The sequence below is a fragment of the Siphonobacter aquaeclarae genome (genome assembly GCF_900103285.1).
Taxonomy (GTDB): domain Bacteria; phylum Bacteroidota; class Bacteroidia; order Cytophagales; family Spirosomataceae; genus Siphonobacter; species Siphonobacter aquaeclarae.
Genome location: NZ_FNGS01000004.1, coordinates 116,638 through 136,760, shown reverse-complemented (window position 1 = coordinate 136,760; position 20,123 = coordinate 116,638). Strand labels below are relative to the sequence as shown.

At 54.3% G+C, this 20,123-nt stretch carries 20 protein-coding genes; 13 read left to right on the top strand and 7 right to left on the bottom strand.

Going from position 1 to position 20,123, the window contains the following annotated elements; translation table 11 throughout:
• Positions 1-29 precede the first annotated feature (29 nt).
• The 4 genes from gyrB to BLR09_RS10975 all read left to right on the top strand — a co-directional run bounded on the left by gyrB (position 30) and on the right by BLR09_RS10975 (position 5,160).
• On the top strand, positions 30-2,009 hold the full coding sequence (gene gyrB / locus BLR09_RS10990) for a DNA topoisomerase (ATP-hydrolyzing) subunit B (protein WP_093201722.1): 1,980 nt from the start codon (positions 30-32) through the stop codon (positions 2,007-2,009).
• A gap of 60 nt (positions 2,010-2,069) precedes the next feature.
• Positions 2,070-2,291 carry a hypothetical protein gene (locus tag BLR09_RS10985; RefSeq protein WP_093201719.1) on the top strand — a complete coding sequence of 74 codons (222 nt, stop codon included), beginning with the start codon at positions 2,070-2,072 and terminating at the stop codon, positions 2,289-2,291.
• 167 nt (positions 2,292-2,458) lie between these two features.
• Complete coding sequence (ppk1, locus tag BLR09_RS10980; protein WP_093201717.1) at positions 2,459-4,597, top strand: polyphosphate kinase 1; 2,139 nt, start codon at positions 2,459-2,461, stop codon at positions 4,595-4,597.
• Positions 4,598-4,644: 47 nt separating this feature from the next.
• Complete coding sequence (locus BLR09_RS10975; RefSeq protein ID WP_093201714.1) at positions 4,645-5,160, top strand: hypothetical protein; 516 nt, start codon at positions 4,645-4,647, stop codon at positions 5,158-5,160.
• A 134-nt stretch (positions 5,161-5,294) separates the two neighbouring features.
• Here BLR09_RS10975 and BLR09_RS10970 read toward each other — a convergent pair whose 3' ends face one another.
• On the bottom strand, positions 5,295-6,128 hold the full coding sequence (locus BLR09_RS10970; protein WP_093201711.1) for a hypothetical protein: 834 nt from the start codon (positions 6,126-6,128) through the stop codon (positions 5,295-5,297).
• Between the two features lie 181 nt (positions 6,129-6,309).
• Here BLR09_RS10970 and BLR09_RS10965 point away from each other — a divergent pair, with 181 nt between their 5' ends.
• The 5 genes from BLR09_RS10965 to BLR09_RS10950 all read left to right on the top strand — a co-directional run bounded on the left by BLR09_RS10965 (position 6,310) and on the right by BLR09_RS10950 (position 9,282).
• Positions 6,310-7,551 carry a NupC/NupG family nucleoside CNT transporter gene (locus tag BLR09_RS10965; RefSeq protein ID WP_093201709.1) on the top strand — a complete coding sequence of 414 codons (1,242 nt, stop codon included), beginning with the start codon at positions 6,310-6,312 and terminating at the stop codon, positions 7,549-7,551.
• Position 7,552: 1 nt separating this feature from the next.
• Entirely contained in the window at positions 7,553-8,083 is a 531-nt protein-coding gene (locus BLR09_RS10960) for a class I SAM-dependent methyltransferase (RefSeq protein WP_093201706.1), read from the top strand.
• Between the two features lies 1 nt (position 8,084).
• Complete coding sequence (locus BLR09_RS10955; protein ID WP_093201704.1) at positions 8,085-8,519, top strand: GNAT family N-acetyltransferase; 435 nt, start codon at positions 8,085-8,087, stop codon at positions 8,517-8,519.
• 39 nt (positions 8,520-8,558) lie between these two features.
• Positions 8,559-8,687: a hypothetical protein gene (locus BLR09_RS25860; protein ID WP_262507478.1), complete on the top strand. Its 129-nt coding sequence runs from the start codon at positions 8,559-8,561 to the stop codon at positions 8,685-8,687.
• A 187-nt stretch (positions 8,688-8,874) separates the two neighbouring features.
• On the top strand, positions 8,875-9,282 hold the full coding sequence (locus BLR09_RS10950) for a helix-turn-helix domain-containing protein (protein ID WP_093201701.1): 408 nt from the start codon (positions 8,875-8,877) through the stop codon (positions 9,280-9,282).
• Between the two features lie 56 nt (positions 9,283-9,338).
• Here BLR09_RS10950 and sppA read toward each other — a convergent pair whose 3' ends face one another.
• The 6 genes from sppA to BLR09_RS10920 all read right to left on the bottom strand — a co-directional run bounded on the left by sppA (position 9,339) and on the right by BLR09_RS10920 (position 16,155).
• The gene (gene sppA, locus BLR09_RS10945) at positions 9,339-11,108 is read right to left on the bottom strand and encodes a signal peptide peptidase SppA (protein WP_093201699.1); all 1,770 of its coding nucleotides are present in this window, start codon (positions 11,106-11,108) and stop codon (positions 9,339-9,341) included.
• Positions 11,109-11,259: 151 nt separating this feature from the next.
• A complete protein-coding gene (locus BLR09_RS10940) occupies positions 11,260-11,886 on the bottom strand; it encodes an inorganic pyrophosphatase (protein ID WP_093201696.1) in 627 nt (208 codons plus the stop codon).
• A gap of 59 nt (positions 11,887-11,945) precedes the next feature.
• On the bottom strand, positions 11,946-12,953 hold the full coding sequence (locus BLR09_RS10935; protein ID WP_093202840.1) for a glycosyltransferase family 2 protein: 1,008 nt from the start codon (positions 12,951-12,953) through the stop codon (positions 11,946-11,948).
• Between the two features lie 51 nt (positions 12,954-13,004).
• Complete coding sequence (locus BLR09_RS10930; RefSeq protein WP_093202838.1) at positions 13,005-13,667, bottom strand: tRNA1(Val) (adenine(37)-N6)-methyltransferase; 663 nt, start codon at positions 13,665-13,667, stop codon at positions 13,005-13,007.
• A gap of 69 nt (positions 13,668-13,736) precedes the next feature.
• Complete coding sequence (locus tag BLR09_RS10925; RefSeq protein ID WP_093201694.1) at positions 13,737-14,369, bottom strand: ribonuclease H1 domain-containing protein; 633 nt, start codon at positions 14,367-14,369, stop codon at positions 13,737-13,739.
• A gap of 25 nt (positions 14,370-14,394) precedes the next feature.
• The gene (locus BLR09_RS10920; RefSeq protein WP_093201691.1) at positions 14,395-16,155 is read right to left on the bottom strand and encodes an ABC transporter ATP-binding protein; all 1,761 of its coding nucleotides are present in this window, start codon (positions 16,153-16,155) and stop codon (positions 14,395-14,397) included.
• 158 nt (positions 16,156-16,313) lie between these two features.
• Between BLR09_RS10920 and BLR09_RS10915 the strand changes: the two genes are divergently transcribed.
• From BLR09_RS10915 to BLR09_RS10900, 4 genes are all read left to right on the top strand, one after another.
• Positions 16,314-17,540 carry a cation:proton antiporter domain-containing protein gene (locus tag BLR09_RS10915; RefSeq protein WP_093201688.1) on the top strand — a complete coding sequence of 409 codons (1,227 nt, stop codon included), beginning with the start codon at positions 16,314-16,316 and terminating at the stop codon, positions 17,538-17,540.
• A 13-nt stretch (positions 17,541-17,553) separates the two neighbouring features.
• Positions 17,554-18,132, top strand: coding sequence for a DUF4126 domain-containing protein (locus tag BLR09_RS10910; protein ID WP_093201685.1), 579 nt, complete (start codon positions 17,554-17,556; stop codon positions 18,130-18,132).
• Between the two features lie 76 nt (positions 18,133-18,208).
• A complete protein-coding gene (gene purU, locus BLR09_RS10905; RefSeq protein WP_093201683.1) occupies positions 18,209-19,045 on the top strand; it encodes a formyltetrahydrofolate deformylase in 837 nt (278 codons plus the stop codon).
• Entirely contained in the window at positions 19,042-20,061 is a 1,020-nt protein-coding gene (locus tag BLR09_RS10900) for a threonine aldolase family protein (protein WP_093201680.1), read from the top strand. Before purU ends, BLR09_RS10900 begins: the two co-directional genes overlap by 4 nt.
• Positions 20,062-20,123 lie beyond the last annotated feature (62 nt).

Genomic DNA, 20,123 nt, shown 5'->3' with positions numbered 1-20,123 from the left:
TTGTGTAAAGGACTAAAAATCAAGTATATATGACCAACGAAGTTTTGGAAGAAGAAAAGGTCGTGCCGACCCAGAACAACTATGGTGCAGATAATATTCAGGTATTGGAAGGGCTCGAAGCCGTGCGCAAGCGCCCTTCCATGTATATCGGGGATGTAGGAGCGAAGGGTTTGCACCATTTGATCTGGGAAGTAGTAGATAACTCCATTGACGAAGCGCTCGCCGGGTATTGTGATACCATCGGAGTGACGATTAATGTAGACAACTCCATTACGGTAGATGACAACGGCCGGGGTATTCCGACGGGTATGCACTCGAAGGAAAAACGGTCGGCGCTGGAAGTGGTCATGACGGTACTGCACGCGGGGGGTAAGTTTGACAAGGGTTCCTACAAAGTTTCCGGCGGTTTGCACGGGGTAGGGGTATCCTGCGTGAATGCACTGTCTACCGACCTGAAAGTGACGGTTTACCGCGAAGGCCAGATTTTCCAGCAGGAATACAAAATCGGGGTGCCGCAGTATCCGGTTAAGGTAGTCGGCGAAGCCGGCGACCGTACGGGTACGACGGTTCATTTTCAGCCCGATGCGACGATTTTTCAGGTTACCGAGTACAAGTATGAAACCGTTGCGCAGCGTTTGCGTGAGCTGGCCTACCTCAACCGGGGTATCCGGATTACGCTCAAGGATTTGCGTGAAATCGGTGAAGACGGTGTCCCCCGCGGCGAAGAGTTCTTCTCTGAAGGCGGTCTGATCGAGTTTGTCAAGTACCTCGACGGCACCCGGGAACCCCTTCTCCAGGATCCGATCTACATGGAATCGTCTGAAAAGGCATCGATTCCGGTACAGGTATCCATGGTTTACAACAGCTCCTATTCGGAGAACGTCTTCAGCTACGTCAACAACATCAACACCATCGAAGGCGGTACCCACGTAGCCGGTTTCCGGGGTGCGCTGACACGGACGCTGAAAGGCTATGCCGATAAAAACGGCATGCTCGCCAAGGAGAAGATCGAGATTTCCGGGGAAGATTTCCGCGAAGGTCTTACTGCTGTTATTTCGGTGAAAGTCGCTGAGCCCCAGTTTGAAGGCCAGACCAAGACCAAGCTCGGTAACAGCGAAGTAGCCGGCGCGGTGTCGCAGGTCGTGACCGACATGCTCCAGACCTGGCTCGAAGAGCACCCGAAAGAAGCGAAGATCATCGTCGACAAGGTCGTGATTGCGGCCAAAGCGCGTATCGCCGCCCGGAAAGCCCGGGAAGCGGTGCAGCGGAAGACGGTCCTCGGCGGCGGCGGTTTGCCGGGTAAGCTGGCCGACTGTTCTGAATCGGATGCCGAACAATGCGAGCTCTTCCTCGTCGAGGGGGACTCTGCAGGCGGTACCGCCAAGCAGGGACGGAACCGGAACTACCAGGCTATTCTCCCGCTTCGCGGTAAGATTCTCAACGTAGAAAAAGCCCAGGAATACAAGATTTACGAGAACGAGGAAATCAAGAACATGATTACCGCACTCGGGGTACAGTTCGGAAAAGACGGGGACGAGCGCGCGCTCAACCTCGACAAGCTCCGGTACCACAAAGTAATCATCATGACCGATGCCGACGTCGACGGCAGCCACATCCGTACGCTGATCCTGACGTTCTTCTTCCGGTACATGAAAGAGCTTGTGGAGCAGGGATATGTGTTTATTGCGCAGCCCCCGCTCTACCTCGTGAAGAAAGGGCAGCAGCAACGGTACTGCTGGACAGAAGGCCAGCGCGAAGCGGCCGTCCGTGAAATCGGCGGCGAGCGTCCCGACTCGGTCAACGTTCAGCGTTACAAAGGTCTCGGGGAAATGAACGCCGAGCAGCTGTGGGAAACAACCATGAATCCCGAAGCCCGTACGCTTAAACTTGTAACGATTGAAAGTGCTGCCGAGGCAGATCACGTCTTCTCGATGCTCATGGGCGACGAAGTAGCGCCGCGCCGCGAGTTCATCGAAAGAAACGCCAAGTACGCAAACATCGATATCTGACAGGCATCCGGCCGGGAAAGGCGGGTGGAGACACCCGCCTTTTTTCATACCATTCCCGTCATGAAATTCAATTTTAAGACCTACCACATCCGCTCCATCAACGCGGCGGATGACGCGGAGCGGGCGAAGATTAATCAGGAACTGAAAGACCTGTACGCCTCCCTGTCCGACGAAGACAAAGCCATTTTCAACGTCGAACTCCAGACCTTTCTGGTAAAGGAAATGGCCGCCATCAGCTCGGAATACGCTGCCATCAAGTCTCAGCTACCTTCGGACAATTAACAGGCGTCGTATTTAACAAAAGCATAACATAGCCAGACGATTTCACCGTGATAAAATAAGTTTGTTTTGTGTCCAGAAGAAACTCTATCTATCATCGTTTATCGAAAGGCTCGCGATCCTCGGGCCTTTTGTCGTTTTTCCGGCGATTGATTCGTTTTCGTACCCTCATGGAAGATCAGAAACGCCTGGCGCGCAGCCAGGAAAAGGTCACTTCAACCATCGAACAGTCCCCGTATATCAGCCGGGACCTGAGCTGGCTCGCTTTCAACGAACGCGTGCTCGACCAGGCCCGGGATCCGGAACGTAATCTGTTCGACCGTCTGAAGTTCCTGGCTATCACAGCCTCCAACCTCGATGAATTTTTCTCGATCCGCGTCGGAAGCCTTTACAACTACCTCGATTACAAGAAGGAGCGTGTCGATTATTCCGGTTTGCGGGAATGGCCGTTCCGGCAGACATTGTTATCGTCCATTCAGAAATTCCACGAAGACCGCAACCGCATCTTCCGGGAGGACCTGCTGCCGCTTTTCGCGTCGCATGAACTGAGACTGGCCGAATGGGACGACCTCACGGAGGACGAAAAAGCGACCGCCATCCGCCACTTCGACCGCACAATCTACCCCATGCTCACGCCGATGGTATACGATCAGACGCATACCTTCCCGAGCCTGGTGCCGAGGGCGCTGACGTTTGCCGTCGTGACGAAAAACCCGATGGTCACGAAGAAAGACCAGGCGGAAAAAAAGCTGTCGTTCATTCAGATTCCGCAAAACCTGCCGCGGTTTTTCGTGATGGATCGCCCCGACGAGGTAGTCTTCCTGCCGATCGAGGAAATCGTCCGTCACGAAGTACAAAAGCTCTACAGGAATATTGAGATACTGAATGTCAGCTTGTTACGTATCATTCGGAACGGTGATTTTTCGGTGGAAGATATCGACGACGTCGAAGATGACATTGTGGACGAAATCCGGCAGAAGGTCAAGAACCGCCGTCTCGGCCGCGTCGTTAAACTGGCCATCGAAGCCAACTGCTCCGAATGGGTCGTCAGCGTTCTCAAAAAGAAATGGGAGATCGATGACCTGAACGTCTTCTATGCCGACCGGTTTATCGACTTCTCGGCGATGTGGCAGGTAGTCCGGCACCCCGAATTCCGGGATGAATTGCCGAAGATGGCCGCGCCGGTACCGCCGCTGGGTATGCCCCGCGGACCGATCGAGGATATTTTCAGCGTCATCCGGGAGCGGGATATCTTCCTGCACCACCCGTATAACAACTTCGAGTCGGTTATTACCATGCTCGAACAGGCGGCCGAAGATCCGAATGTGCTGAGTATCAAGCTGACGATCTACCGGGTAGCCAAAAACTCCCGCGTGACGGCGGCGCTGCTCAAAGCGGCGGAAAACGGAAAAAACGTAGCGGTACTTTTCGAAGTAAAAGCCCGTTTCGACGAAGAAAATAACATCCGCGAAGCCGAGCGCCTCCAGAAGGCCGGCTGCTTCGTCATCTATGGTATCGGACGGTTCAAGACGCACACAAAACTGCTGCTCATCGTCCGTGCTGAAGGCGAGGGCGTAAAACGTTATGCCCACCTTTCCAGCGGTAACTACAACGAAGACACGGCAAAGCTGTATACCGACGTAGGCCTTCTCACGGCCAATGAAGTATATACCGGAGACGTTTCAGAGTTTTTCAACGTTATTACCGGGCACTCCCTGCCGAGCAGCTATCAGAATCTGATTACGGCGCCGGGAGATATGCGGAATAACATCATCGAGCTGATTCACGCCGAGGCCGAAAACGCCCGCGCCGGAAAACCTGCCGGTATCTGCCTGAAAGTGAACTCGCTGGAAGACCGGGAAATCATCGATGAACTCTACCAGGCCTCGCAGGCCGGCGTACCGGTGAAACTCATCGTGCGCGGTATTTGCTGCCTGCGGCCGGGTCGGGAAGGATTGTCGGAAAACATCAGCGTGCGCTCCATCGTCGGAGACCTGCTGGAGCATACCCGCCTGTTCTATTTCCACAACAACGGCGAGCCGAAGATTTACGGGGGCAGCGCGGATATGATGGTCCGGAGTTTCGATAAACGCATCGAATCCCTGTTTCTGCTGATCAACCCGAAGGTGCAGCAACAGGCTATTCAGATACTGGATTTTAACCTGCGGGACAACGTCAATGCGTATACGTTGAAAGAAGACGGAACCTATCGCAAATGTCCACGGAAAGAGGACGAGGAGCCGTTCAACATCCACCGCCGTTTTTTCGAGGTGACAGAGGCAGACCTGCCCGAGGCATTACTTTTTTAGTCAGACAGGCAGCCAGATCACGGCTGCCTTTTTTTTGAATCACCGGTATGAAACGTATTTTCTTTCTCCTTTGCCTGCTGCCCGCTGTTTCGCAGGCGCAGGATATTCGTTACAGCTATGTCGCCCGTCCTGATTCCGTCCTCAATCTGCTGGTCGGACAGCGGGAGGATCTCTACAAAAAATGGTCGGAAGACCAGCAGGAGCGCAATGCGTTTTTTGGCGGACAGTCGAAAAACGACCTCCGGAACATCATCGCCACGATGGAAAAAATCCTGAAGAAGGACAATGAAATTCTGGCGGAACTCAACCGGATGAAGAATTCGGAAGTAGCCGAGCTGAGACGGAAAAACTCGGACGTCAACCAGCGCGTCAACACCTACCTCGGTGAGAGCGGCGCACTCATGGAAGAAAACCGACAGCTTAAAGACCAGCTCGAGCGCAACCGCCGCCGCCTTGACGACATCGAAGAGCAAAGCCGCCGGCCTTTTCAGATTACGGCGGGGCTGCTGGTGATGTCGTGGGTGGGGTTCTTTTTGGTTTGGAGGAGGGTGAGGAAGGTGTAGGGTTTTCGGTTTGCAGTTTTCTGTTTTCAGTTTTATGCTGGTCGTTCGAATGGATTTCGTAACGATCCAGTACCGGAGAATCGAATACATCGGATCACAAAACTGAAAACAGAAAACTGCAAACTTAAAACCACTTAGTCGACCGCCGCCGCCGAATTCTGATTCACCACCGGCCACTTACCCGGAGTAGGAACGCTGACGCCTTTGGTAGCGCCGCGTACACTGCCGTCCGGACCGAAGTAGTACAGCGGCCAGCCCTTGTAGGTCAGCTGTTTACGACCGAAGACCGTGATCGTGCCGAAATCGGCGGAGTTGAGCGAGGAGGGGATGAATTTGGCATCGTACTCTGCCAGCGGCCACGTCGCGTTGTTGCTGAAATCAGACTTGGTATAGGTGTTCTTGTTCTTTTTGTCAGGCGCGAAGGCATACAAGGTATGGCCGAGGCTGTCGACGAGGTAGGTCGTTTCGCCGGTACCTTCGGTATAGGTACTGGTGTAGTTCTTGCCGTCGTTTCCTTTCAGCTGACCGGTAGCCAGCATGACGGTGAAGTGCGGACGCGCTACATACCAGACGCCGCCTACTTTATCGCCGTCGGTTTTTCCGGCGGCAGCGTCATTCTTGTAGTAATACAGCGGCCAGCCTTTGTAAGCCGTTTGCTTGGTGCCATCGGCACGGGTGATAGTCGTGAAGTCGGCTGTAGACAGACCGGCTCCCAGCTTCAACGTTTCCTTGTAGTAAAGTGGCCATGCGGCGAGGCAGTTTCCATCGCAGACAGAAGTACCCGCTACATCTTTCGTAAAGAAATACAGTGTCTTTCCATCCGCGCCGGTTAATATGTCGCCGAGGGCCGTTTTCGCGACCGCCACGTCAAAGGTCTCAGCCGGCGGCGTGTCGTCAGAATTTTTGCAAGAGGCACAAAAGAGCGCCGCGGCGACCAGGAGGCCGCCCAGTGAAAGGTTGATCCGCATGGGAGTTTCTGTTTGAAGTGATGGTTCAAACGCATACTCGTCGCCGGAGGCAAAAAGGTTGCCTCTGCCTGTAGATTTATTTTGCGGAAGTCATATCCGGAGGCGGGGTATTTGCCGGGGGGACGTAATTCCGTTATTTTCGCAATCATTCATCACACACTTCTCATTTCCCCCTGACCAAATGGAGCGTTTTACCGGATTGATCGGCATTTTTGTTATTCTCGGTATAGCCTTTGCCCTTTCCAATAATAGAAAAGCCATCAATTACCGCACGGTGCTGGTAGGTCTCGGCCTGCAGTTCGGATTGGCCGTTTTTATCCTGAAAACCGAAACCGGGCAGCACCTGTTCGGCGCGATCGGGAACCTGGTCCGGAAGCTGCTCGACAAGGCCAATGAAGGCGCCGAGTTTGTCTTTGGCCCGCTGGTGAAATCTTCCCTGCTGACGTCCGTCTTCGGGGCTGCCGATAACTTCATTTTCTTCTTTCAGATCGTTCCGACGATCATTTTCGTGGCGGTGCTGGTCAACATGCTCTACCACCTCGGCGTGATGCAATGGGTTATTTCCATCCTGGCACGGGGTATGTACTGGCTGATGGGCGTCAGCGGCGCGGAAGCGCTCTCGAACGTATCCAGTGCTTTTGTCGGCCAGGTAGAAGCCCAGATCATGATCAAGCCCTACCTCAAGGATATGACGCGTTCGGAGCTCATGGCATCGATGACGGGGAGCTTCGCCTGTATCGCCGGCGGCGTCATGGCAACCTACATCAAATTGGGTGTTGAAGCTTCGTATCTGCTTGCGGCCAGCCTGATGGCGGCGCCGGGAGCCCTGGTGATTTCGAAGATCATCTTTCCGGAAACAGAGGAATCATCTACGAAAGGCGTCGTCAAACTGGAAGTCAAAAAACACCACGCCAACCTGCTCGATGCCATCGCGGCAGGCGCCAGCGAGGGGTTGAAGGTAGCGTTCAATGTCATCGCGATGCTGATTGGTTTCATCGCCCTGATCGCCCTGGTCGATTCCCTTCTGTGGCGCGTAGGCTTCTATATTTTTCAAATGGATGACCTGAACCTGAACTGGATTCTCGGGAAGGTCTTTTCCGTGTTTGCCTGGTGCATGGGCGTACCGGGGAAAGATATAGAACACGCCGGCGCGCTGATGGGGACGAAGATGGTGGTGAACGAATTCGTCGCCTACCTCGACCTCGTTAAGCTCCGTCCCGGACTGGATCCGAAGACCGTCGCCATTACCAGTTTCGCTCTCTGCGGATTTGCCAATTTCAGCTCCATTGCCATTCAGGTGGGAGGTATCGGAGAGCTGGCGCCCTCTCGGCGGTCGGACCTCGCCAAACTTGGTTTCAAGGCCCTCATTGCCGGTACGCTGGCCAGTTACATGAGCGCCACGATCGCCGGATTACTGCTCTGACATGCTGCCCGCGCTATTCGATTTCAAACCCGGTGAAGTAGTCGCCAGTCTCGGCTGCGGCGGTGGCGCCTGGGAAATCGGGTGGATGTTCCGGACACCGGACCTTACCTGCTATCTCGTCGATACCGATCCGGAGTTGCTCAATCAGGAGGAAGTCGCAGCCGGCATACGCTATTGGGAACGCCAGTACCAGTCCCGGCCGGAGGCCCGGTTCATTCCGGTGACAGGTACCGCGCAGACAGTACCTCTCGATGCGCAGTCCGTAGACAAGGTGCTGATACTGAATGCGCTGCATGAGTTTGATTTTCCGGATAAAATGCTGGCAGAAGTCCGGCGGATTCTGCGGCCCGGTGGGGTTTTGTTCATTGAGGAAGAGGAGGCCCGTTTTCCAGGTGAGCGCCACGAAGGATGCGGCAGGCTCCTGTTTTCATTTCCCGGATTGCAACAGAAAGTAACAGGCTTCGGATTTACTGCAGGCCCTGCCTATGTTTCGGGTGACCGCGCCCACATTCTGATCTTTTACCCCGACTGACATGGACATACGCACGCCTCAAACTCCTGAAGAATGGAAAGCCTATTATCGCCTGCGCTTTGTGGTACTGCGTGAGCCATGGGGGCAGGCGGAGGGTACTGAGGTATTGGCTGACGAAGACCAGGCCATTCATGCTGCCGCCTATAGCGAAGACGGAACAACGCTGGGCGTGGCCCGCCTGCAACGCAAGGGCGGTGATACCGGCCAGGTCCGTTGCGTAGCCGTCTCGGCGGAAGCCCAGGGTAAGGGCGTGGGCAAGGCTCTCATGGCCTGGCTGGAAGAAAGAGCAGTGGAAGAGGGAATGAAAGAGGTCATTCTGGAAGCCCGGGATAATGCGGTGCCTTTTTACCTGTCTATCGGCTACCGGATTCTCGACAAAAGCCATCTGCTTTTTGGCATCATCCAGCATTATACCATGTCGAAAAGACTGGGATAGTGGCATGGTTCTTTTCTGTCACAGGAAAAGACCTGCGCCATGTCCAGACAACATTCTTTCCTCTCGGCTCTGCTGATCCTGATCGTCGGATTACTCGTTGTGACCTGCGCCCAGCCCCTGCGGGCGCAGCATACGCCTGTTTCTTCCCGGCATAGCTCTGTCTGGTAACTGTGTTCATTTGGCGGTATTTTACCGCCGATTATCGAAATTATACTTATCTCTTGCGGTGATTCAATAGGTTTGAAGGCTATTATACTCAAACTTCAGCCTGATCTGCGCCTTGTTTGGTTTACTTTCTGAAAATCAGAACAAATGGTAATCCTCTTGCGTGAAGAAGCATACTATCCGAATCATCATGAGGTATGTGATTTTAACCGAAAGAGAAGAAGTGGAGCTGACGCGCGTTTTCAATACGAGCAACAGCGCCGCCGTACGGCAGCGGATACACTGCCTACTGCTGTCTTCCAAAAAATATCCGACCACCCGGTTGATGGAGCTTTTCGGCGTGACCCGCATCACGATTTACAACTGGTTTAACGACTGGGAAAAGCGACAATACGAAAGCCTCTTGCCGGCTATACGGACGGGGCGGAAGCGAAAGCTGCGTGATATTCCGCTCGAACATTTGCTGCGGCTGGTGGAACGCAACAACCTGGATATGGATAAGTCGATTCAGGAAATAGAAGAGACCTACCAGATCAAGTGCCACCGGCTGACGCTGGTTCGGTTTCTCCGAAAGCACCAGTCTGTACTGGCAGACTGATACAAAACGAAGAAGGCGACCTAACGGGTCGCCTTCTTCGTTTTGTATTGCAATCCTCAGCGAATGATCAGCTCGTACGGCAGGCGGGCCTGAATGCCCTGCATCGTCTGGAGCTTTTTGAGTTTCTGTACGTGGGGAACGAGGTCGCCGAAGGCCGCTTTCATAGCATAGGCTTCCTGTTCATCTTCAGCTTTGTCGAAGAACGACTGGATGAAATCCTTTTTCACCGGGAAACGCAGGCGGTATTCGCCTTCTTTCAGTTTGGCTTCCTTCGCGGCGAGTTCGATGGCTTTTTCGAGACCGCCGAGTTCATCTACCAGGCCGTTTTGCTTGGCTTCCTGTCCGGACCAAACCCGGCCGCCGGCCAGTTCCCGCAGCTTTTCAACCGGCATATTGCGGCCTTTGGCTGCTTTTGTGGTGAAAACATCGTAGAAGCGATCTGTTGACTTCTGGAACTGCGTTTTCTCGAACTCGTCCATTTCCCGGGTGAGGGTAGGGGCGTCAGAGTGGGCGTTGGTCGTGACGCGGTCAAACGTAATGCCTAATTTGTTTTTCGTGAACTCGTCTATCCGGAAAAGGAGGGAAAAAACGCCGATGGAACCGGTGATAGTCGTCGGCTGCGCCACGATTTTATTACACCCCATCGCCAGGTAATACCCGCCGGAAGCGGCATAGTTGGACATCGAAGCGATTACCGGTTTTTGTTCACGCGCGAGCTGAATTTCCCGCCACATTACTTCCGAAGCGAGTCCGGAACCGCCCGGCGAGTTGATCCGCAGCACTATTGCCTTGATATTTTTGTCCTTGCGGGCCTTGCGGATCTCGGCAGCTGTTTTTTCAGAGGCAACCTGATTGTCGCTGTCGTCGTCGCCGTCTACAATCGCGCCTTCGGCAACGATCACGGCAATTTTGTTATCCGAATTGGGACTTTTGATCTGTTTCGGCGCCTTGAGGTAGCTGTCAAGGGAAATAACCTGCAACTTGGCGTCCTTGTCGATTTTCAGGGCCTTGCGCATATCCGCATCGAACTCGTCGTAGTAGCCTACGTTGGTTACAATTTTATTGCGGAGGGCGTCTGCCGGTTCGTCGGCGAGGAGGGAATCGGCGATGGTTTTGAGCCGGGCGACAGGTACTTTCCGGCTTTCAGAGATATCCGTCAGTACCTGATCGTAGATGGAGTGAAGGAAGGAGCCGGTTTGTTTCCGGCTTTCTTCACTCATGTTTTCCCGGATGAAAGGCTCTACCGCGCTCTTGTAGCTGCCGACGCGGAACACGATCGGCCGGATGTCAAGTTTGTCGAGCGTGCCCTTGTAAAATTCATATTCGGCGCTGAGACCGTTGAAATCCACGCCGCCGGCGGGATTTACGTAGATTTTGTCAGCGACAGAAGACAGGTAATAGCCTGATTCACTGTACGTTTCTCCGTAAGAGTAGATAAACTTTCCCGACTTGCGGAAGTCGGCCAGCGCGCTCCGGATTTCCTCGGTTACGGCCCAGCCGCCGCCCGGGTGGTTGGCTGCCAGGTAAATACCTTTGATTTTCGGATCGAGTTTGGCGTTTGCTATTGCCTCTTTTACCTGTACCAGTCCGATGACGGACTGTTTGGCGAACGGCCCGCCGAGCTCCGCCAGCGGATTATCCTTGTTATCGTACTCCGTAAAAGGCTTGTTGAGATCGAGTTTGAGAACGGAATTATCTTCCACCACGACATCTGACCCACGTGATCCGGCAACCGAGGCGATGCCGATCAGCACGAAAACCGCCACCAACGAGAAGAGCAACAACCCCACTATCGTGGCCAGTACATATTTCAAAAACTGCAACATGTTTACGCTTTGGAAAAGGATACAAAATGGTATTGCACCAAAAATAATAAGCCCGTCTTTCAACGGGCTTTAAAATGTCTGAACGGGAACAGGCGAGGATGAAAGGAGATTTCCGGATTCCGAAAGTCCTTTCCGGTCACCGGCCGGCGACTCAGATAGTCGGAACGGCAGTCAGTGAGCGGTAATCCTGCCGGCTTTTCCGGATGACTTCGTGTGCGATATCCCGGCCGTAGACGCTTTCGATTTCGATCACGGCCTTTTCTTCTCCGGGAATATTCTTGTATGTCAGGAAGTAGTGAACCAGTCGGTTGAGAACGCTCTTGGGGCAATCGGCGATGTCTTTCCAGTTGCCGTAGAGGGCATCGTTTTTCAGGACGGCGATGATCTTGTCATCGGCTTCACCCTTGTCGATCAGGCGGATACCGCCGATGGGGATGGCCTGAAGAATGATGTTTCCGTGGGGAATTTCTTTTTCGGTGAGAACGCAGATATCCAACGGATCTCCGTCGCCTTCCGGAATATCCCGACCCGATTGCTCGGTGGCATATCTGGCAATTTCTTCGCCGCAGTAGGTTTGGGGGATGAAGCCGTAAAGGCTCGGCATTGCGTTGGAAAAGAGCTGCGGACGGTCGATTTTCAGGAAGCCTGTCTCTTTATCGATTTCGTACTTGACTGTGTCCGTAGGAACAATTTCAATGAAGGCTGTAACTGCCTCGGGGGCATTTTCCCCAATGGGAACCCCGTGCCAGGGATGTGCGATTTGCATGGAATAACGCATAACTGAACCGATTTAGACGGTTTGATAAACAAAAATGGCTAAAAAGAGACGAGTATCCTTCAAAAAGCCTCGTGTTCTCCGAATCTTCCCACTTTTTCCCCGTTTCCTACCTTTTCGCGGATTTTGTATTCCGTCGTACGTTCGGAATTGGAAGCCATGAGTTCTCCGAGAAATCCGGCGAGAAAAAGCTGAAAGCCGACGACGATCGCCGTCAGCGCGAGAAAGAACTTCGGATCATCGGTGAGGTTACGGAATTTGTGCCCGGCGGAGATGCTGTAAATCTTGTCGATTCCGAGCCACGTAGTCGCGACCAGGCCCAGCAGAAAGGAAATCACGCCGAATGTTCCGAACAGGTGCATGGGTCGCTTCCCGAACCGGTTGACAAATACGATGGTCAGCATATCCAGCAAGCCGTATACAAAGCGCTCCAGTCCGAATTTCGTATGGCCGTATTTCCGGGCGCGGTGCTGAACGACCTTCTCACCGATGCGGGCAAAACCATTCCATTTGGCAAGAATGGGGATATTACGGTGCATTTCTCCGTAAAGACGAACCGATTTGGCCACGGGCGCATCATATGCCTTCAGGCCGCAGTTAAAATCATGCAGCTGCACGCCTGATACCCAACGGGACACGGCGTTGAAGAGTTTGGTCGGTATCGTTTTGGTCAGCGGGTCAAAGCGCTTCTGCTTCCATCCGGAAACCAGGTCGTACCCGTCTTCCGTGATCATCCGGTACAGCTCCGGTATTTCGTCCGGACTATCCTGCAAATCCGCATCCATCGTGATGATGACCTGCCCCTGTGCGGCCTGAAAACCGGTGTACAGGGCGGCCGACTTACCATAGTTCCGGCTGAAACGGATGCCCCGTACGTGGGGATTTTCCGCTGATAGGGAACGGATTACTTTCCATGACTGGTCACTGCTGCCGTCGTCGATCAGCAACACTTCATAGGTAAAATGATGGGTATCCATCACCTGCCGGATCCAGGCGCAGAGCTCCGGAAGGGACTCCTCTTCGTTGTACAGAGGAATGACGACGGACAATTGAAAAAGATAGGGTGGCATTCGTATCTCAGCATGCGCGGAGCCTTTGCTCCGCATGAGCAGCCTTCCTGCTCAGAATATCGTGTAGTAATCCCGTAACAAAGCTACGAATTCCGGCGTGTACTGGTCGTGTTCGTCGCGGACAGATAGTATTTCTTCTGCCGGAGAAGTGCGTAGCTCCTTTTCGACCTCCGTTCTCCGGAACGCCGTCAGCGCCCGGAAAGGCGCTTTGCCGGGGTGATGACGCAGCAGCATACGGCGGGTAGCTGAAAAATCAGGCAGGTGTTTTTCCAGTACCAGCGTTTCATAAACGGGGAGGAGGACGAAAAAAGTGCCGTCTTCCGTCAGCAGGCGGCGTACCTGATCGGCAAGGTCTGCGAGCGAAAGCCGGTCGTCGTGTGCCGACAGGTTCCGGCCCGCATCCGGCGAGCGGAGCGACTGCTGGAAAAACGGCGGGTTCGACAGTATGGCGTCAAAACGTTCTCCCGGATCAAATTGCTGAATCGCCGTATGGTGGATGCGGATACGTCCCGTAAAAGGACTTCCGGCGATGTTTTCCTGTGCCTGCCCGGCTGCCGCGTCGTCGATCTCTACAGAATCGACAGAGGCATGCTCCGCCCGCTGTGCTGCCATCAGCGCCAGCAGGCCGGTGCCGGCTCCGATATCGAGGATACGGCTGGCCGAAGCCACGTCTGCCCACGCCCCGAATACGCAGGCATCCGTACATACCTTCATGGCTGTACGGTCCTGGTAAACAGTAAATTGCTTGAACTGAAAAAACGAGCGGCGTGGCAAGGCTTGGACTTATTTTCGGCCGAAATCAGCCGGGTTTTCTCCCCAGAATTCCGTTTCCCATTTCAGGATGCGGGTCTGCCAGGTGTTTTCCTGCAGCCATCGCTCGGCCCGGTCGATCAGGTCGAACAATACCTCATTCCGGGCTGTTTCGGGGAGTTTGGTATTGGCGCGTTTGTTCCGGACCCAGCTGATGGCGGTGCGTGAATCGGAATAAATCGGCAGCGGACTATTGGCTTTCTGCAGCAGGGCAAGGCCATGAACGATCGCGAGAAACTCGCCGACGTTATTGGTGCCGTCGTCAAAAGGACCCATCCGGAAAATAAGTCGTCCAGACGGATATTCGACCCCCTGATACTCCATGACGCCGGTAGCCGTATTCCAGGCGGCATCCACGGCAAGCGCCGGGGTTACCGGCTTGCCGACTGAAGCCGGCGTCGCCTTGGGTGCAGGCTTTTTCGTTGCCGTCCCGATGTATTTCCGGGGATTTTCCCGAAAAGCCTTTGCCGCTTCTACCTGATCCTCAAACGACTTGTACTGCGCGCCGAGAAACCCGTCGATCTGCGCCTTGGCGTCTTCCCAATTGTCGAAAACGCCCGGCTTGCGACCGGCCCAGACGACGTAGTATTTCTGTTTTTTACCCACGGCGCAAAAATACAAAGGTTCCGGCTTACACCAGCTCCTTGTATTGCATCCGGTGCAGATTGGCATAGTGGCCGTCCCGCTCCAGAAGGGACTCGTGCGTGCCGGATTCTACGATCTGGCCTTTTTCGAGGACAAGAATCTGGTCGGCTTCGCGGATGGTACTCAGGCGGTGCGCGATGACGATGGCCGTACGCCCTTTCATCAGCTTACCGATGGCTTCCTGGATGAGTTCTTCCGTTTCGGTATCGACGGAAGCCGTTGCTTCATCCAGGATCAGGATGCGGGGGTTACGGACGAGTGCGCGGACGAAGGAAATCAGCTGCCGCTGCCCGACCGAGAGCGTCGCGCCCCGCTCCATGACGTTGTAGTCATAGGTACCCGGCAGACGCTGGATGAAGTCATCCGCGCCGACGAGCTTGGCCGCTTCCACCACCTGCGCCCGGGTAATGGACGGGTCGCCGAGCGTAATATTCCGCTCAATGGTATCCGAAAAGAGGAAAACGTCCTGCAATACTACCCCGATCCGGCTGCGGAGCCAGCTCAGTTCGTAGTTGAGCAGGTCGACGTCGTCGATCAGGATATGCCCTTTCTGGATTTCGTAAAAACGACTCAGCAGGTTGATCGTAGACGACTTTCCGGCGCCTGTTGCTCCCACCAGCGCGATGGTTTTTCCGGCTTCTACCTGAAAACTGATATCCCGGAGGACAAATTCCGGCTCGTTATAGGCAAACCAGACGTTCCGGAACTCCACTTTGCCGTGAAGCTCTTCGGGCTGGTAAGTACCTTCGTTCTGCGTGTATTCGTCCGAATCGAGGAGTTTGAGGATGCGGTCGGTGCTGACAACCCCCATCTGGAGGGTATTGAAGCGGTCGGCCAGCATCCGGATTGGCCGGAAAAACAGGTTGATAAACATGATGAAGGCCGTGATCGTACCATAGCTGGTATTCAGCGAAATAACCTCCTTCGCACCGTACCAGACAATCAGGCCGGTAGCCATCGCCGAAATAACTTCCGCTACCGGGTAGTAGATGGAGTAGTAGAGGATCGACCGGATATTGGCCTTGCGGTGGTCGAGGTTGAGTTTGTCGAATTTGTCCTGCTCCAGTTTCTCGGCTCCGAATATCTGCACGATATTCATACCAGTGATGTGTTCCTGAACGAAGGAGTTGAGGTTGGCAACCGCCGTCCGCACTTCAGTAAAGGACTTTTTGACTTTCTCTTTGAAGATATAGGTCGAAATCAGCATCAGCGGAATGGTACTGAGGCTGATGAGGGCCAGGCGCCAGTCGGCATACAGCATCACCCCGATGATCAGGATAAGCTGGAGGATATCGCCGGCAATACTTGCCAAACCTTCCGAAAAGACGTCGGCAAGGGTTTCCACATCGGAAATCGTCCGGGTAACCAGCCGGCCGATGGGCGTATCGTCAAAAAACTTGAGGCGGAGGTAGAGAATTTTCTCGTATAGCTGAACCCGGATATCCCGGATGATGGTCTGCCCGAGCCAGCCCGACAGGTAGCTGCTCGCAAACTGTACGATCCCCTGAAGTACCAGCACGCCCACCATGCAAAGGAGCATGAAGGTCAGCCCGTTGTGATTGCCGGCGGTGACGTCCCGGTCGATGGTATACCGGATCAGCATCGGCATCACAGGCGCCAGCGCGGCCCCGATCAGAATCAGGACTACCAGGCTGACGAACTGGGTGTTATAGGGCCGGATAAACTGGAACAGCCGCCGGATAATTTTCCAGTCGACGATCTTACCGCTAACTTTTTCTTCTGCCACGTTGAGAAAAGATTATTTTCGGTCGAAATTCAGGGAAACCGACCGCTGATTCAGTGTATGCAAGAGACCCGGTCCCGGAAGGATGGGTTCGTTCTCCGAAAGCAAAATTCAGCATCCGTTTCCATGAAAGCACATAACCTGCCTAAAAGTTTCCAAGGATGAATACCAACTGGATTTTGATTGTCAGCAGCAGCCTGATTCTGGTCTCGTATCTCTTCAATTTTATCACGAAGAAAACGAATATTCCGTCGGTACTGCTGCTGCTCGGACTGGGAGTAGGCCTGCGTATTTTCGCTGATTCCCGCGGTTTTCATCTGTCGGCGGTATCGAGTGCGCTGCCCGCGCTCGGAACGGTCGGGCTTATTCTGATCGTCCTCGAAGGGGCGCTGGAACTGGAGCTGGATCGTAAAAAAAGCAAGATTATTTCGCAATCGCTGGCCGCCGCCCTGGGTATTCTGGTAGCGACGGCCTTCACCATGGCGACGCCTCTGGCTATTGCCTTCGGGGATTTTCACCGGGGGCTGCTCAACGCGGTTCCGCTGGCGGTCATCAGCAGCGCCGTGGCCATACCGAGTGTCGCGCACCTGACTGATCCGGCAAAGCGGGAGTTTATCACCTATGAAAGTTCTTTTTCGGATATCCTCGGCGTCATGCTTTTCAATTTTGTGCTGGCGAATGATAACCTGACCGCGGGGTCGGTCGGAGCATTTTTCGGGGAGATTGTTCTGATTCTGGTCATGTGTCTGGTCGGATGCTGCGTGCTGGTCTACCTGATGAGCCGCATTACCCAGCACGTGAAGTTCTTCCTCATCATCGCCCTGCTGATTCTGGTGTACTCGCTGGCGAAGCTCTTTCACCTGTCGCCGCTGCTCCTGATCCTGGCTTTCGGCCTGATGATGAACAACATAGACCTGGTTATTCCGAAATTTCTCCGGAAATACCTCGAACACGAAAAGCTGGACGAGGAGCTACCGGTATTCAAATCCATTACCGCGGAAAGCGCCTTTTTGATCCGTACCTACTTTTTCGTGCTTTTTGGCTTTTCGATCGACATCGCGTCGCTGGTAAATATGAAGGTCTGGCTGATCGGCGGGATCATGGTACTCTGCCTGTATACCATGCGGGCGATGTATCTGAAATGGGTACTCAACCTGCCGCTGGTACCTGAACTATTCATTGCGCCGCGGGGGCTGATTACGGTATTGCTGTATTTTGGTATTCCGTCGACGATGGTACTGCCCGGCTTCAGCGGTGTGCTGCTGTTTACGGTAATTGTCACCAACCTCGTCATGACCGGCGGGCTGATCTATTACGCCCGGCAAACCGGGCAGCGGATTGATCAGCCGGAATTATCGGATACATCGGATTTGCCGCTGGGGCATTAACTTTCAACCAACTATGGAATACATTCTTCCTTTTTGCCTCGGATTAGCGCTGGCGGCCTGCTCGGGCTTCCGCGTGTTTATTCCGCTGCTGACGGCCAATATTGCCTTCCTGACGGGATACCTGACGCCGTCGGCCGGGATGGAATGGCTAGGGGGATGGACGGCCTTTGCCATTCTCGCTTCCGCCACCCTCGCCGAAGTAGTCGGCTACTACTTTCCGTATGTCGATCATTTGCTGGATTCGGTAGCGACGCCGGCTTCGGTCGTTGCCGGCACGCTGCTGATGACGTCCGTACTGCCCTCGTCCGAACCCGCACTCAAATGGGCGCTCGGCCTGATCGTCGGCGGCGGCTCTGCCGGGCTCGTCCAGGCCGGTACCGCGTTGCTGAGGCTAGGGTCTACGGCTACGACGGGCGGATTGGGTAATCCGGTCGTCGCGTCTGCTGAAAACGGACTGGCGACGGTCTTTTCCATCGTTGGGCTGTTCTTCCCGGTATTCATCGCGGTGATCGTGCTGGCGATGCTGTACTTCATCGCTGTACGGCTGTCCCGCCTGCGGAAGCGGAAGAATACCGGTAAATCCATCGGCTAAGGGGCCGCCTACTTGCAGGTCGTTCGGGGATTGCCGTTTTTTGTGGAAAGTTTCACTGTCAAACGGTTTCGCTTCCTTGTCTACCTACATTCTCCGCATTGACTGCCCCGACGAGAAGGGTTTGGTTCATAAAATCACCGGCGTTCTCTACCACCACGAGTTGAATGTCCTCCGAAACGACGAGTTTGTTGACCGTACTTCCGGTCATTTCTTCATGCGTACCGAGTTTTCGGGGGAATGCCAGGAAGAAAAGGTCGTGAACGCCCTGCGGGGAATCCTGCCCGATACGGTAACGATTTCGCTGACGACCGTGCAGCCGAAAAAAGTCGTTTTACTCGCAACCAAGGAGCACCATTGCCTCAGTGATCTGCTCATCCGGAACGCCTATAAAGACCTCAATCTGGACATTCTGGCGGTAGTAGCCAACCACGATACGCTCCGTCCGCTGGTCGAGAAATTCAATATTCCGTTTTTTCTCGTTTCGGCGGAAGGGCTCACCCGGGTGGAGCACGAGGCAGCCGTACTGTCTGTCGTGGAAGGCTATCAGCCTGATTACCTGGTACTGGCGAAGTACATGCGCATCCTGTCGGCTGAGTTTCAGAGCCGTTTTCCCCGTCGTATCATCAACATTCACCATTCCTTCCTGCCGGCGTTTGTCGGCGCCAATCCCTACCGCCAGGCGTTTGAGCGGGGCGTGAAAATCATCGGGGCGACGGCCCACTTTGTCAACGAGCACCTCGACGAAGGGCCGATCATTACGCAGGATGTCATTCCCGTCAATCACTCCAAAACCTGGCAGGAACTGGCAGCAGCCGGCCGCGACGTAGAGAAAATCGCGCTTGCGAAGGCCCTCAAGCTGGTTTTTGAAGACCGCGTTTTCGTGAAGGATAATAAAACTGTCGTATTCGAATGACACCGATTGACCTCCGTTCCGATACCGTCACCCGGCCGACGAAAGGCATGCTTGACGCCATGTTTTCGGCGCCTGTCGGAGACGATGTCTTTCAAGATGACCCGACCGTCAATGCCCTGGAAGAAAAAGCGGCGGCGCTCTTCGGCTACGAAGCCGCGCTTTTCTGCCCCTCCGGCACGATGACCAACCAGATTGCCATCAAGGTACATACCCAGCCGGGCGACGAAGTCATCTGCGACGCGCTGTCGCATATTTACCTGTATGAAGGCGGCGGCATGATGAGCAATTCGCATGTGTCCGCGACACTGCTGACGGGCGATTATGGCCGGATTTCTGCCGAGCAGGTGCAGGATTCCATTAAAGCCGACGACATACATGCGCCGGTTTCCCGACTGGTTTCACTCGAAAATACGGTAAACAAGGGAGGTGGGTGCTACTATGATCTGAAGGAAATAGCGCGCATCAAAGCCGTTTGCATCGAAAACAACCTGAGCCTGCATCTCGACGGCGCCCGTCTCTTCAATGCCCTTGTCGAAACAGGAGAAACGCCGCTGCAGTACGGGCAGGTGTTCGATTCGATCTCGATTTGTTTGTCGAAAGGCCTGGGATGCCCGGTTGGTTCACTGCTGCTGGGTACAAAAACCTTCATCAAACAGGCCCGCCGGGTACGCAAGCGTTTCGGCGGTGGCTGGCGACAGGCCGGATACCTGGCCGGAGCAGGTATCTATGCACTCGATCACCATGTAGCCCGGTTGAAAGAAGATCACCGCCGGGCCAAGGAACTGGAAGGTATTGTCCGGGAAGTGCCGGAGGTGACAGGCGTCCTTCCTGTGTATACCAACATTGTTATTTTCGAACTGGCTGATGGACTGTTGTCCACCGACTACGTAGCCAAACTCGCCGCTGTCGGCATTCGCTGCGCGCCGTTCGGCAAAGACAATGTACGGCTGGTGACGCATTTGGATGTTGATGATGATCAGTTGGCGGAGGTAAGGGCGAGATGGAAGAAGGTATAAATTGCGAGATTCTCGTATAATCTCGCAATTCCACGCATTTAACGGAAGAAGGCGGCCCATCA

Excerpts from the sequence above, each read along its gene's own strand:
- BLR09_RS10930 (WP_093202838.1), bottom strand. The coding sequence starts at position 13,667 with ATGAAGGTATGTACGGATGCCTGCGTATTCGGGGCGTGGGCAGACGTG.
- BLR09_RS10985 (WP_093201719.1), top strand. The coding sequence starts at position 2,070 with ATGAAATTCAATTTTAAGACCTACCACATCCGCTCCATCAACGCGGCG.
- BLR09_RS10950 (WP_093201701.1), top strand. The coding sequence starts at position 8,875 with ATGAGGTATGTGATTTTAACCGAAAGAGAAGAAGTGGAGCTGACGCGC.
- BLR09_RS10965 (WP_093201709.1), top strand. The coding sequence starts at position 6,310 with ATGGAGCGTTTTACCGGATTGATCGGCATTTTTGTTATTCTCGGTATA.
- BLR09_RS10960 (WP_093201706.1), top strand. The coding sequence starts at position 7,553 with ATGCTGCCCGCGCTATTCGATTTCAAACCCGGTGAAGTAGTCGCCAGT.
- BLR09_RS10975 (WP_093201714.1), top strand. The coding sequence starts at position 4,645 with ATGAAACGTATTTTCTTTCTCCTTTGCCTGCTGCCCGCTGTTTCGCAG.
- ppk1 (WP_093201717.1), top strand. The coding sequence starts at position 2,459 with ATGGAAGATCAGAAACGCCTGGCGCGCAGCCAGGAAAAGGTCACTTCA.
- BLR09_RS10910 (WP_093201685.1), top strand. The coding sequence starts at position 17,554 with ATGGAATACATTCTTCCTTTTTGCCTCGGATTAGCGCTGGCGGCCTGC.
- BLR09_RS25860 (WP_262507478.1), top strand. The coding sequence starts at position 8,559 with ATGTCCAGACAACATTCTTTCCTCTCGGCTCTGCTGATCCTGATCGTC.
- BLR09_RS10900 (WP_093201680.1), top strand. The coding sequence starts at position 19,042 with ATGACACCGATTGACCTCCGTTCCGATACCGTCACCCGGCCGACGAAA.
- BLR09_RS10940 (WP_093201696.1), bottom strand. The coding sequence starts at position 11,886 with ATGCGTTATTCCATGCAAATCGCACATCCCTGGCACGGGGTTCCCATT.
- gyrB (WP_093201722.1), top strand. The coding sequence starts at position 30 with ATGACCAACGAAGTTTTGGAAGAAGAAAAGGTCGTGCCGACCCAGAAC.
- BLR09_RS10935 (WP_093202840.1), bottom strand. The coding sequence starts at position 12,953 with ATGCCACCCTATCTTTTTCAATTGTCCGTCGTCATTCCTCTGTACAAC.
- BLR09_RS10955 (WP_093201704.1), top strand. The coding sequence starts at position 8,085 with ATGGACATACGCACGCCTCAAACTCCTGAAGAATGGAAAGCCTATTAT.
- sppA (WP_093201699.1), bottom strand. The coding sequence starts at position 11,108 with ATGTTGCAGTTTTTGAAATATGTACTGGCCACGATAGTGGGGTTGTTG.
- BLR09_RS10970 (WP_093201711.1), bottom strand. The coding sequence starts at position 6,128 with ATGCGGATCAACCTTTCACTGGGCGGCCTCCTGGTCGCCGCGGCGCTC.
- BLR09_RS10915 (WP_093201688.1), top strand. The coding sequence starts at position 16,314 with ATGAATACCAACTGGATTTTGATTGTCAGCAGCAGCCTGATTCTGGTC.